At 69.4% G+C, this 13,953-nt stretch carries 8 protein-coding genes; all 8 read left to right on the top strand.

What is annotated here, in order from left to right; translation table 11 throughout:
* The first annotated feature begins 6 nt into the window (after positions 1-6).
* Positions 7-2,310, top strand: a complete 2,304-nt coding sequence (locus ABFY07_RS02955; protein ID WP_346172899.1) for an ATP-binding cassette domain-containing protein — start codon at positions 7-9, stop codon at positions 2,308-2,310.
* Between the two features lie 75 nt (positions 2,311-2,385).
* Positions 2,386-5,550, top strand: coding sequence for a beta-galactosidase, LacZ type (gene lacZ / locus ABFY07_RS02950; RefSeq protein WP_346172898.1), 3,165 nt, complete (start codon positions 2,386-2,388; stop codon positions 5,548-5,550).
* A 125-nt stretch (positions 5,551-5,675) separates the two neighbouring features.
* Positions 5,676-6,674, top strand: a complete 999-nt coding sequence (locus ABFY07_RS02945; protein WP_346172897.1) for a LacI family DNA-binding transcriptional regulator — start codon at positions 5,676-5,678, stop codon at positions 6,672-6,674.
* 157 nt (positions 6,675-6,831) lie between these two features.
* A complete protein-coding gene (locus tag ABFY07_RS02940; protein ID WP_346172896.1) occupies positions 6,832-8,172 on the top strand; it encodes an ABC transporter substrate-binding protein in 1,341 nt (446 codons plus the stop codon).
* A 5-nt stretch (positions 8,173-8,177) separates the two neighbouring features.
* Entirely contained in the window at positions 8,178-9,134 is a 957-nt protein-coding gene (locus ABFY07_RS02935; RefSeq protein WP_346172895.1) for a carbohydrate ABC transporter permease, read from the top strand.
* Positions 9,131-10,006 (top strand): carbohydrate ABC transporter permease, encoded by an 876-nt coding sequence (locus ABFY07_RS02930; RefSeq protein WP_346172894.1) that lies wholly within the window; start codon positions 9,131-9,133, stop codon positions 10,004-10,006. The genes ABFY07_RS02935 and ABFY07_RS02930 overlap by 4 nt, the downstream gene beginning before the upstream one ends.
* A gap of 49 nt (positions 10,007-10,055) precedes the next feature.
* A complete protein-coding gene (locus tag ABFY07_RS02925; RefSeq protein ID WP_346172893.1) occupies positions 10,056-11,654 on the top strand; it encodes a glycoside hydrolase family 13 protein in 1,599 nt (532 codons plus the stop codon).
* Positions 11,655-11,713: 59 nt separating this feature from the next.
* Positions 11,714-13,894, top strand: coding sequence for a discoidin domain-containing protein (locus ABFY07_RS02920; RefSeq protein ID WP_346172892.1), 2,181 nt, complete (start codon positions 11,714-11,716; stop codon positions 13,892-13,894).
* Positions 13,895-13,953 lie beyond the last annotated feature (59 nt).

The raw sequence follows: 13,953 nt of genomic DNA, 5'->3' as shown, positions 1-13,953 counted from the left end.
CTGAATATGTCCAACCAAGGGATCCGGATCAGGCGAGCCCGTACCCACAATCTGCAGGACCTCGACGTGGACGTGCCCCGCTCACACATCGTGGTCTTCGTCGGCGTGTCGGGCTCGGGCAAGTCGTCGCTGGTGTTCGACACGATCGCGGCGGAGGCGGGCTACCAGTTGTACGAGACGTTTCCGCCCCACCTCCGCAACCGGCTGCCGAAGTGGACCCGCCCGGAGGTCGGCGCGATCGAGGGGCTCTCCCCGGTGGTGGTGATCGACCAGCGTCGCCTGGGCGGGAACGCCCGCTCCACGGTCGGCACGATCACGGACACCTGGACCTACCTGCGGCTGCTGTTCTCCCGGGTGAGCACACCGCACGTCGGCGAGTCCAGCCACTTCTCCTTCAACGACCCGGTCGGCATGTGCCCCACCTGCTCGGGCATCGGCGAGGTCGTGGCCAGCGCCGTCGACCGTTTCATCGACCCGGACAGGTCGCTGCGCGAGGGCGCCGTCCTGCTGCCCGGGTTCGCCGTCAACGGTTACTGGTACACGAACTTCGCCGACATCGGCGTCTTCGACCTCGACAAGCCGCTGCGCCACTGGACCCGGGCCGAGCGGGACGCGCTCCTGTACGGCGTCGGGTCCGCCGGGTCGCCGGCGAACCGGCTGCCCAAGGGCTACCAGGGCGTCGTCGAGCGGTTCGAGCGCATCTACCTGCGCACCTCCGACGACATGAACCATCGCAAGAAGGAAACCCTCGCCAAGTTCACCCGTTCCGAGGTATGCCCGGACTGCCGCGGGGACCGTCTCAACAAGGCGAGCCGGGCGGCCACGGTGCTCGGCCACACCATCGGCGAGATGGCGCGGATGGAGGTCGATGAGCTGGCGGAGCTGATGACGGGCGTGACCGACGCGACCGTGGCCCCGGTGGTGGCCGCGCTGACGGAACGGCTCCAGGCGATGATCACCATCGGGCTCGGCTACCTCCACCTCGGCCGCGCCACCACGACGCTCTCCGGCGGCGAGTCCCAGCGGATCAAGACCGTCAAGCACCTGGGCAGCAGCCTCACCGAGATGCTGTACGTATTCGACGAACCCACCGTCGGACTGCACCCCCACGACATCTCCTCCATGACCGAGCTGCTCAAGCAGCTCCGGGACAAGGGCAACAGCGTCCTCGTGGTCGAGCACGACCCCGCCGTCATGGCCATCGCCGACCAGATCATCGAGGTCGGGCCCCTCGCGGGCGCGCACGGCGGAAGGCTCGTCTACCAGGGCAGCTTCCGTGGCCTCCGCACGGCCGGCACCGCCACGGCGGCGGCACTGTCACAGCGCCGGCCCATCAAGGACGATCCGCGGACGCCGCGGGGACACATCACCGTGGCCGACGCCACGCGCAACAACCTCAAGAACCTGACCGTGGACATTCCGACGGGCATGACAACCGTGCTCACCGGCGTGGCCGGCTCCGGGAAATCCAGTCTCGCGAGCGAAATCGTCGCCCAGCACGACGCGGTCGTGATCGACCAGAAACCGGTCAGCACCAACCGCCGCTCGACCCCCATCACCTACACCGGGATCGCGGCCCCCATCCGTAAGGTTTTCGCACGCCACAACCGGGTCCCGGCCGGCCTGTTCAGCGCCAACTCCGAGGGCGCCTGCCCCGACTGCAAGGGCCTTGGGGTCGTCTCCACCGACCTGGCGTTCATGGAGGATCAGGAGACCGTCTGCGAGACCTGCCAGGGGCGCCGGTTCACGCCCGAGGTCCTGCGGTACCGGGTCGACGGGCTGTCCATCGCCGACATCGACGACCTCACGGTCACCGACGCCATCGACCGGCTCTCCGATCGCACGATCACGAAGGCGCTGCGCCACCTCGAGGAGGTCGGCCTGGGCTACCTCCGGCTCGGCCAGCCCCTCACGTCTCTCTCCGGAGGTGAATGCCAGCGTGTGAAGATCGCCAAGGAGCTCCGGGACTCCACCGACCCGACCCTCTACGTCCTCGACGAGCCCACTACCGGCCTGCACCTACGCGACATCGACACCCTGCTGAGCCACCTCGACCGCCTGGTGGACCACGGTCACACCGTCGTGCTGATCGAGCACAACCTCGACGTCATCCGACAGGCGGACTGGATCATCGACCTCGGCCCCGGCCCCGGAAAGCACGGCGGGCAGATCCTCTATCAGGGACCCGTCGCCGGCATCACCTCCACGGCCACCGCCGAAGCGCTGCACGAAACCGTCTCGCACCGGCCCGGTCCGCGCGCCGACCACGGCCGGGCACCGCGCACACCGGGGGCACCGGCTGACAAGTGACCGTCGACGGTCTTGTGCCTTGGGGCATTCTGTTCGATGCTGACGGTTCTTGATGCCTTGGGTTCGGAGTCGCGCATGAGTGCAGAGAGAAACAGTTCGAACCATCCGGGCCGTCGCACGGTCCTCGCCGCGGGGGCCCTGGCGGGTTGGGCCGCTTTCAGCGCCCAGAAGAGGGCGTTCGCCGCCGAGAACGATCCGTGGGACGCCAACCCGCGGATCTTCCAGGTGAACCGTGAAGCGGCGCGAGCCCGCCTCGTGCCGTACGCGGGCCCGGCCGAAGCGCTGCGGGGGCGGTTCCAGGATTCCCCGTACCACCGTTCTCTCAACGGAAGCTGGCGCTTCCGGTGGTCGCGGAACGCGGACCAGCGGCCCACCGGGTTTCAGGTCCCGGACTTCGACGACAGTGGATGGGACCACATCCCGGTGCCCTCCAACTGGGAGATCGAGGGCCACCCGGAGCCGATCTACCTCAACATCAAGTACCCGTGGATCGGCTATGAGACGCCGAACCCCCCGCGCGTACCCAAGGACTTCAACCCGGTCGGCTCCTATCGCCGAACCTTCACCGTGCCCGCCGACTGGTCGGGACGGCGCACCCTGCTGTCGTTCCAGGGGGTGAAGTCGGCGTTCTTCGTGTGGGTGAACGGCGAGCAGGTGGGCTACAGCGAGGACAGCTACACGCCCGCCGAGTTCGACATCACCCCGCATCTGCGGAAGGGCGGCAACACCCTCGCGGTGGAGGTCCACCGCTGGTCCGACGGCAGTTGGCTGGAGGACCAGGACATGATCGACCTGTCCGGGATCTTCCGGGACGTCTACCTGTACTCGATCCCCCCGGTCCATGTGCAGGACCTGTTCGTCCACACCGAACTGGACTCCGCCTACCGCGACGCCGCGCTGACCGTCGACGTCACCGTGCGGGACCGTGGCGGGGCCGGCACCGCGGGGCACCGCGTCGCGGCGGACCTCTTCGATGCGCGAGGCCGCCGGGTGGCCCACCTCTCGGGCGACGCGGGCGACGGCTCGGCGTCCCTGAAGGGCGATGTGCGGGCTCCCGCGCTGTGGTCCGCCGAGGACCCCAACCTGTACACGCTCGTCGTGACACTCACCGACGCACGCGGTCGGACGACCGACGTCCATGGCACGCGGATCGGATTCCGGCAGGTGGAGTACGGGCCAGGACGGTTCACCGTCAATGGCAAGCCGGTGATGTTCCGCGGCACCAACCGCCACGAGACCGACCCCGAACGGGGCCAGGCCGTCGACGAGGCGCGGATGATCGAGGACATCCGCCTGATGAAGCAGCACAACATCAACGCCGTCCGCACCTCGCACTACCCCAACCACCCGCGGTGGCTGGAACTCTGCGACGAGTACGGACTGTACGTGATCGACGAGGCGAACCTGGAGACGCACGGCGTGCGGGACACGGTGCCCGGTTCCCTGCCGGAGTGGACCGACGCCTGTGTGGACCGGCTGCGGTCCATGGTCGAACGGGACAAGAACCATCCGTGCGTCGTCGTCTGGTCGCTCGGCAACGAGGCGGGGCAGGGAACGAACTTCAAGGTCATGGCCGACTGGGCGCACGCCCGCGACGCATCGCGCCCGGTGCACTACGAGGGCATGAACTCCGTCGCCGACCTGCACAGTGAGATGTACACCAGCCCCGACGGCGTGGAGGCCTACGGCAGATCCGGCAACCGGACCCCCTTCATGCTGTGCGAGTACAACCACTCGATGGGCAACAGCGGCGGAAACCTCCAGGAGTACTGGGACGTCTTCGAGCGCTATCCGAACCTGCACGGCGCCTTCGTCTGGGACTGGGTCGACCAGGCCATCAGGCTGCCCGTACCGAGCGACTCCCGGCACACGTACCTGTCCTACGGCGGCGACTGGCACACCGGCTATCCCACGGACGGCAACTTCTGCTGCAACGGGCTGGTGGCCGCGGACCGGTCGGTCCACCCCGGGCTGATCGAGTTGAAGAAGTGCTACCAGCCGGTGGGCATCGCGGCCGACGACCTCTCCGGCCGGTCCGGGGGCACCGTGAAGGTCCGCAACAAGCATCTCTTCAGCGGCCTGAACGCCTACACGCTGCGCTGGTCCGTGACCCGGGACGGTGAGACCGTGCAGCACGGCACGCTTCCGGCCCCGGCCGTGGCTCCCGGCGGGGAGGGTGTCGTGCACATCCCGTACCGCACACCCTCGCCCCCCGCGTCCGGGGGCGAGTACTTTCTGAACCTCTCCTTCGTGCTGCGCGAGCGGACCCGCTGGGCCCCGGCCGGGCACGAGGTCGCCGCCGGGCAACTGACGCTGGACCGGCACGCCCCGGACCCCGGCGACGCCCCGGTGACCGGCAGGCTGACGGTCACCGAGACCGCGACCGAGGTCACGGTGAGTGGCCCGGAGGTGGAGGTGGTGGTGTCCAAGTCCTCCGGCACCCTGGCCTCGTACACCTGGAAGGGACGGGCCCTGGTCGCCGAGGGACCCGTGCCCAACTTCTGGCGCGGGCCCACGGACAACGACATCGGCCGCGGCTTCCAGAAGACGGCCGCGACCTGGCGGGACGCGGGAACCAAGCGGACGGTGACCTCCGTGACGGCCTCACAGCCCGCGCCCGGCGAGGCCGTCGTCGAGGTCGTCTGCACGCTGCCCACCTCGCCCAGGACCGCCACCTGGAACACGGTGTTCCGGGTGCGGGCCGACGGTGAGGTGCGGGTGCGCCACACCCTCGACGCGCCGGCCGGACTGCCGGACCTGCCCGTGGTCGGCGCCCAGCTCACCGTGCCGGACGGCCATGAACGGCTCGACTGGTTCGGGCGCGGCCCCCACGAGAACTACCAGGACCGCAAGGGGTCCGCGTTCGTGGGGCGGTGGCGCTCAACGGTCGATCAGCAGGTCGCCCCGTACGTACGGCCCCAGCAGACGGGTAACCAGACGGACGTCCGCCGGCTGTCGCTGACCGACCGCTCCGGCGAGGGTCTGACCGTCGTCGCCGACCCCGCCGAGGGCGAGCCGCTGCTGGAGACGAGCGCCCTGCACTTCACGCCGTCGGACCTGGACGGCCCCAGGCACCCGTATCAGCTGAGGCGTCGCGACGAGACGATCCTGCTCGTCAACCACCGCCAGATGGGCGTGGGCGGCATCAACTCCTGGGGCGCGGCGCCGCTGGAGAAGTACCTGTTGCACTCCGGGCGCACCTACAGCTACGCCTACCGGCTGCGTCCCGCCTCCGCCTGACGAACCCCCGCGGCCCTCAACAGCCGCCCCGGGCCTGGCCGCCGAGCGCGGCCAGGCCCGGACTACTACGCGCTCATAGAGCATTTACGCAAGCGACTTGCATAACTTGCGCTAGTCTTGCGCGCATGACGCGACGACTTGCTGAAGTGGCGAAAAAGGTGGGAGTCAGCGAGGCCACGGTGAGCCGGGTGCTCAACGGCAAGCCCGGGGTGTCCGAAGTCACCCGGCAGTCGGTGCTGGCCGCCTTGGACGTCCTGGGCTACGAACGGCCCACGCAGCTGCGCGGCGACCGCGCCCGCCTGGTCGGGCTGGTCCTGCCCGAGCTGCAGAACCCCATTTTCCCGGCGTTCGCAGAGGTCATCGGTGGGGCACTGGCCCAGATGGGCCTGACCCCGGTGCTGTGCACACAGACCAAGGGCGGGGTCTCCGAGGCCGACTATGTGGCCCTGCTGCTGCAACAGCAGGTCTCCGGCGTGGTGTTCGCCGGCGGCCTGTACGCGCAGGCCGACGCGGAGCACAATCACTACCGGCTGCTCGCCGACCGCAACATCCCGGTGGTGCTGGTCAACGCCGCCATCGAGCAGCTCGGCTTCCCGGGCGTCTCCTGCGACGACGCCGTGGCGGTGGAGCAGGCGTGGCGCCATCTGGCCTCCCTCGGCCACGAGCGGATCGGGCTGGTGCTCGGGCCGGGTGGCCACATGCCGTCGGCCCGCAAGCTGGCCGCCGCCCGAGCCGTCGCCGGCGATCTGCCGGACGAGTTCGTCGCCCAGGCCATCTTCTCGATCGAGGGCGGCCAGGCCGCGGCCTCCCGGCTGATCGACCGGGGGGTCACGGGCATCGTCTGCGCCAGCGACCCGCTGGCCCTGGGGGCCATCAGGGCCGCGCGCCGCAAGGGACTCGGCGTGCCGTCGCGGATATCCGTCATCGGCTACGACGACTCCGCGCTCATGAGCTGCACCGAGCCGCCGCTCACGACCGTGCGCCAGCCCATCGAGGCCATGGGCAGGGCGGCGGTGGAGCTGTTGAACGCGCAGATCAGCGGATTGGCCGTGCAGGCCGACGAGTTGCTGTTCGAGCCCGAACTGGTGGTGCGGGCCTCCACCGCACAAGCCCCGCAGGGGTGAGCCCGACCCGGACCCCACTCCTGTCGATTGTTTTCAGTTTCTGCGCGACATCTTGCAGCACGATGTCGACGGTGCTTGAGTGTGCGGCGCACCCACCGCTGTGTGCGCTCCGCCCACCGGCGGGGGGCTTCCCTGCTCCTGTCCAGAGGGGTCCACCATGAGAAGCACCGGGTTCCGTCATCGCCTCATCGTGCTGAGTGCCTGCTCCCTCCTCCTCACCGCCTGCGGCTCGGACAACGACGCGGCGAGCGGAAAGACGCGTATCACCGTCAACTGCATGCCGCCCAAGAGCGCCAGGGTCGACCACGCGTTATTCGCGGAGGACGTCGCCTCCTTCGAAAAGCAGAACCCGGACATCGATGTTGTCGCACACGACGCGTTCCCCTGCCAGGACCCGAAGACCTTCGACGTCAAGCTGGCCGGCGGCCAGATGGAGAACGTCTTCTACACGTACTTCACCGACGCCAAGCACGTCGTCGACATCGGCCAGGCCGCCGACCTCACCCCGTACCTCAAGGAGCTGAAGAGCTACGGCACCATCCGGAAGGAACTGCGCGACATCTACACCGTCGACGGCAAGGTCTACGGCATCCCGCGCACCGGCTACTCGATGGGCCTGATCTACAACCGCAAGCTCTTCGAGAAGGCCGGCCTCGACCCCGACAAGCCGCCGACGACCTGGCAGGAGGTCCGCACCGACGCCAAGAAGATCGCGGAGCTGGGCGGCGGAACCGTCGGCTACGCCGACTACAGCGCGCAGAACCAGGGCGGGTGGCACTTCACGGCGGAGCTGTACTCCCAAGGCGGCGACGTCGTCAGCCCCGACGGCAGGAAGGCCACCATCGACACCCCCGAGGGGCGCGCCGTGCTGCAGAACCTGCACGACATGCGCTGGGTGGACGACTCCATGGGCAGCAAACAGCTGCTCATCCTCAACGACGTCCAGCAGCTGATGGGCTCCGGCAAGCTCGGCATGTACCTCGCCGCGCCCGACAACATCCCGATCCTGGTCAAGGAGAAGGGCGGCGACTACAAGGACCTCGCCATCGCCCCCATGCCCGGTGGCAAGGGCACACTCATCGGTGGCGACGGCTACATGTTCCACAAGGGGGACTCCCCCGCCCAGATCCGGGCCGGCCTGAAGTGGCTCGACCACATGTTCCTCACACCGGGCGAGGGGTTCCTCGGCGACTACGCCCGCGCCAAGAAGCGGGGCGCCCCCGTCGGCCTGCCCGAGCCGCGGCTGTTCACCGGCGCCGCCGACGCCAAGGACCAGCGGATCAAGAGGGCCAACGCCAATGTCCCCGTGGAGAACTACCGGGCCTTCCTCGACGGCAACCAGGGCCTGCGGATGAGGATCGAGCCGCCGAAGGCCCAGCAGATCTACTCGGTCCTCGACGGAGCCGTCTCCGCGGTCCTGACCAAGGAGGACGCCGACATCGACGCGCTCCTCGATGACGCCTCCGGCAAGATCGACAGCATTCTGGCCCGGAGCTGACATCGATGACCAGGACCGTGGCCCGGCGCCCCGCCGATCCGATCGCCGTACGGCCCGTCCCGGGGCCGCCCCCGGTGGCGGGCCGGAGGCGGCGGCGTCTGCACGACCAGGCCCGCGCCTACGCCTTCCTCCTCGGCGGCCTGCTCTGTTTCGCGCTCTTCTCCTGGTATCCGGCGATCCGCGCGGTGGTCATCGCCTTCCAGAAGTACACACCGGGCTCCGAGCCCGAGTGGGCCGGCACCGCCAACTTCACCCGGGTCCTGCACGACCCCGAGTTCGGTGCCGCCTGGCGCAACACGCTCACCTTCACCCTGCTCGCCCTGCTCATCGGCTTCGCGATCCCGTTCGTACTGGCGCTGGTGCTCAACGAGATCCGGCACGCGAAGGCCTTCTTCCGCGTCGTGGTCTATCTGCCGGTGATGATCCCGCCGGTGGTCACCGCCCTGCTGTGGAAGTGGTTCTACGACCCCGGCGCCGGCCTGGCCAACGAGGCACTCCGCTTCGCGCACCTGCCCACCTCCAACTGGACCAACGGCGCCGACACCGCCCTGCTGTCCCTGGTCGCCGTCGCGACCTGGGCCAACATGGGCGGCACGGTCCTGATCTATCTGGCGGCGCTGCAGTCCATCCCCGGTGAGCTGTACGAAGCCGCCGAGCTGGACGGCGCGAACCTGTGGCAGCGCATCCGGCATGTCACCGTTCCCCAGACCCGTTTCGTCATCCTCATGCTGATGCTGTTGCAGATCATCGCGACGATGCAGGTCTTCACCGAGCCCTTCGTGATCACCGGCGGGGGCCCGGAGGACGCCACGGTCACCGTGCTCTACCTCATCTACAAGTACGCCTTCCTCTACAACGACTTCGGCGGCGCCTGTGCGCTGAGCGTCATGCTCCTGGTGCTGCTGGGGCTCTTCTCCGCCCTCTATCTGCGACTGACCCGTTCCGGGGAGGAGAACGCATGAGCACCCGGACCCTGGTCTCCCCCGCGGCCCTGGCCCGCCCCCGCGGCAAGGCCGTCTACTGGACCGTCTTCGCCGGCATCGTGGTGCTCTTCACGCTCGCCTTCCTGTTCCCCGTGTACTGGATGGTGACCGGCGCCGCGAAGTCACCGGACGAGGTGGCCAGAACCCCGCCCACCCTCGTCCCGTCCCACTGGCGCCTCAGCGGCTACACCGACGCCTGGGAGCTCATGCAGCTGCCGACCCACCTGTGGAACACGGTGGTCCAGGCGGCCGGTGCCTGGCTGTTCCAGCTGGTGTTCTGCACGGCCGCCGCCTACGCCCTGGCCAAGCTGAGGCCCGCCTTCGGCAAGGTGATCCTCGGCGGCATCCTCGCCACCCTGATGGTCCCGGCCCAGGCGTTGGTCGTACCGAAGTACCTGACGGTCGCCGACCTGCCGCTGCTCCACACCAGCCTGCTCAACGACCCGCTGGCGATCTGGCTTCCGGCGGTCGCCAATGCCTTCAACCTGTATCTCCTCAAGCGCTTCTTCGACCAGATTCCGCGCGATGTGCTGGAGGCCGCCGAGATCGACGGCGCCGGAAGGCTGCGCACCCTGTGGTCGGTCGTGCTGCCCATGTCGCGTCCCGTGCTCGGCGTGGTGTCCATCTTCGCTCTGGTCGCGGTGTGGCAGGACTTCCTGTGGCCGCTGATGGTCTTCTCCGACCCGGACAAACAGCCGATCAGCGTGGCGCTGGTCCAGCTGTCCCAGAACATCCAGCTGACCGTGCTCATCGCCGCGATGGTCATCGCCAGCATCCCGATGGTCGCGCTGTTCCTCGTCTTCCAACGGCACATCATCGCCGGGATCAGCGCGGGCAGCACCAAGGGATGACCCCCGCCCGCGGCGCGCGGGCCCGCCCCCTCTACAGAAAGGCACCGCCGTGGCACAGCCCACCCCTGCCCGGCCGGACCGCGACTGGTGGCGTTCCGCGGTCATCTACCAGGTGTACGTGCGCAGCTTTGCCGACGGCGACGGCGACGGCACCGGCGACCTCGCGGGCGTCCGGGCCAGACTGCCCTATCTCGCCGAACTCGGCATCGACGCACTGTGGTTCACGCCCTGGTATCTGTCGCCGCTGAAGGACGGCGGCTACGACGTCGCCGACTACCGCACCATCGACCCGGCCTTCGGCACCCTGGCCGAGGCGGAGAAGCTCATCGCCGAGGCACGGGATCTCGGCATCCGCACGATCGTCGACATCGTGCCCAACCACGTCTCCGACCAGCATCCCTGGTTCCGCGCCGCTCTCGCCGGGGGTCCCGAGCGCGAGCTGTTCCACTTCCGGCGGGGCCGTGGCGACCACGGTGAGCTGCCGCCCAACGACTGGCGATCAGAGTTCGGCGGTCCGGCGTGGAGCCGGCTGCCCGACGGTGGCTGGTATCTGCACCTGTTCGCCCCCGAGCAGCCCGACCTCAACTGGAGCCATCCGGCCGTCCGCCAGGAACACGAGGACATCCTGCGCTTCTGGTTCGAGCGGGGCGTCGCGGGGGTCCGCGTCGACTCGGCCGCCCTGCTCGTGAAGGACCCCCGCCTGCCCGACTTCGTCGAGGGTCGTGACCGGCACCCCTACGTCGACCGCGATGAACTGCACGACATCTACCGTTCCTGGCGGACGGTGGCCGACGCGTACGGCGGGATCTTCGTCGGCGAGGTGTGGCTGCCCGACACCGAGCGCTTCACCCGCTATCTGCGCCCCGACGAACTGCACACCGCCTTCAACTTCTCGTTTCTGACCTGTCCCTGGGACGCCCGGCGCCTGCGGGCGTCGATCGACGAGACGCTCACCCGGCACGCTCTCGTGGGCGCGCCCGCCACCTGGGTGCTGTGCAATCACGATGTGACCCGCACGGTCACCCGCTACGGCCGCGAGGACACCGCCTTCGACTTCGCCACCAAGGCCTTCGGCACCCCCACCGACCTCGCTCTCGGCACCCGGCGGGCGCGGGCCGCCGCCCTGCTGTCGCTGGCCCTGCCCGGCTCCGTCTACGTCTACCAGGGCGAGGAGCTCGGCCTGCCCGAGGCGGACATCCCCCGCGACCGCGTCCAGGACCCGATGTACTTCCGCTCCGGCGGCACCGACCCGGGCCGGGACGGCTGCCGGGTGCCGCTGCCGTGGGCGGCCGAGGCGCCGTACGCCGGTTTCGGCTCCCGCGTGGAGCCCTGGCTGCCGCAGCCCGCCGACTGGCCCGGCTACGCGGCCGACCGCCAGGCGCGGGACCCCGGCTCGATGCTCAGCCTCTACCGCGCGGCCCTCCGTGTCCGCCGCGCCGCGTCCGGCTTCGGCGACACCCCGCTCACCTGGCTTCCCGCCCCCGATGACGTCCTCGCCTTCGCCGGCGCGGACGGGCTCATATGCGTGGTGAACTTCGGGGACGCGCCCGCCCGGCTGCCCGCCCACTCCCGGTCCCTGCTGGTCAGCGGGCCACTGGACGACCGTGGCCGTCTGCCACGGGACACCGCGGCCTGGCTGCGCGCCTGAGCCGCCACGCAGCGCACTTCCTTCCCACCCCACACCCCCACACGCGAAGGGATCAGCACATGCGCAGCAATACCTTCGGATCGGTCAGGCGCATGACGACGATCGGCGCAACGGTGGCCCTGGCAGCCGGCATGCTGCTCGTCCTGCCCCCCGCCTCCGCGCACGCCGCCGCGGGCGCCGCCCTCCCCTTCACCTCGGTCGAGGCGGAGTCGGCCACCACCACCGGCACCAGGATCGGCCCCGACTACACCCAGGGCACCCTCGCCTCCGAGGCGTCCGGCCGCCGGGCCGTCCGTCTCACCTCCGGCCAACGCGTCGAATTCACCGCACCCCGCGCGGCCGACGCCGTGAACGTCTCCTACAGCGTGCCCGACGGCCAGTCCGGCACGCTCAACGTGTACGTCAACGGGACCAGGCTCGCGAAGAGCCTGGAGGTCACCTCCAAGTACTCGTATGTGGACACCGGCTGGATCCCCGGGGCGAAGACCCACCACTTCTACGACAACGCCCGGCTGCTGCTCGGCCGGAGCGTCCAGGCCGGCGACAAGATCGCGTTCGAGGCCGGCAACGTCCAGGCCACCGTCGACGTGGTCGACTTCGAGCAGGTGGAGCCGGCGGCCACGCAGCCCGCGGGATCGGTCTCCGTCACCTCGAAGGGCGCCGACCCGACCGGGCAGGGCGACTCCACGCAGGCGTTCCGCGATGCCATTGCCTCCGCCCAGGGCGGCGTGGTCTGGATCCCACCCGGCGACTACAAGCTGACCTCCTCCCTGAGCGGCGTCCAGAACGTCACCCTGCGGGGCGCCGGCCACTGGTACTCCACCGTGCACACCTCGCGCTTCATCGACCAGTCCAGCTCGTCCGGCAACGTCCACATCAAGGACTTCGCGGTCATCGGGGAGGTCACCGAGCGCGTCGACTCCAACCCCGACAACTTCGTCAACGGCTCACTGGGCCCGAACTCCAGCGTGTCGGGCATGTGGCTGCAGCACCTGAAGGTGGGCCTCTGGCTGATGGGCAACAACGACAACCTCGTCGTCGAGCGCAACCGCATCCTCGACACCACCGCCGACGGGCTGAACCTCAACGGCAGTGCGAAGGGCGTGCGCGTCCGCGACAACTTCCTGCGCAACCAGGGCGACGACGCGCTCGCCATGTGGTCGCTGTATGCGCCGGACACCGACAGCAGCTTCGAGAACAACACGATCTCGCAGCCGAACCTCGCCAACGGCATCGCGATCTACGGCGGCACCGACATCGCGGTCAAGAACAACCTGATCTCCGACACCAACGCCCTCGGCAGCGGGATCGCCATTTCCAACCAGAAGTTCCTCGACCCCTTCCACCCTCTCTCCGGCACGATCACGGTCGACGGAAACACGCTGGTGCGCGCCGGCGCCATGAACCCCAACTGGAACCACCCGATGGGGGCCCTGCGCGTCGACTCCTACGACAGCGCCATCAACGCCACCGTCAACATCACCAACACGACCATCACGGACAGCCCCTACAGCGCGTTCGAGTTCGTCTCCGGGGGCGGCCACGGCTACGCGGTCAGATACGTCAACGTGACCGGCGCGACCGTGAAGAACACCGGAACCGTCGTGGTCCAGGCCGAGGCGCCGGGGGCGGCCAGGCTCGGCGGTGTCGCGGCCACCGGAGTCGGCGCGGCGGGTGTCTACAACTGCCCCTTCCCGGCCGGTTCCGGTCCCTTCGAACTCGCCGACGGCGGCGGCAACTCCGGCTGGAGCAGCACCTGGTCCGACTGCTCCACCTGGCCGCAGCCGGGGCAGGGCAACCCCGACCCGGACCCCGCCCGCAACCTCCTCAAAGGCCGGCCGGCCACCGCGACCGGCTCGCAGGACGTCTACACCCCCGGCAAGGCGGTGGACGGCGACGCGAACACCTACTGGGAGTCCACCAACCACGCCTTCCCCCAGTCATGGACGGTGGACCTCGGCTCCCGCCAGGCGGTGCGCCGGGTCGTGCTGAAGCTGCCGCCCTCCGCCGCATGGCAGGCCCGCACCCAGACCCTCTCCGTACTCGGCAGCACCGACGGCTCGTCATACTCCACGGTGGTCGGCTCCCAGGACTACCGCTTCGACCCGGAACGGGGCAACGCCGTCACCCTCAAGCTGCCCGAGAACACGGATCTGCGCTATCTGAGGCTCCATGTCACCGCCAACACGGGCTGGCCTGCGGCCCAGTTCGGCGAGGTGGAGGCCTATCTGACGTCCTGACCCAGGACGGTGAGGGCCGCTCATGTCACCGGGGCCGAACGGCCTCGCGGGGAACAGCC

It is taken from the genome of Streptomyces sparsogenes subsp. cuspidosporus (assembly GCF_039532705.1).
GTDB classification, from domain to species: Bacteria; Actinomycetota; Actinomycetes; order Streptomycetales; family Streptomycetaceae; genus Streptomyces; species Streptomyces sparsogenes.
This window is presented reverse-complemented; position numbering and strand designations above follow the sequence as displayed.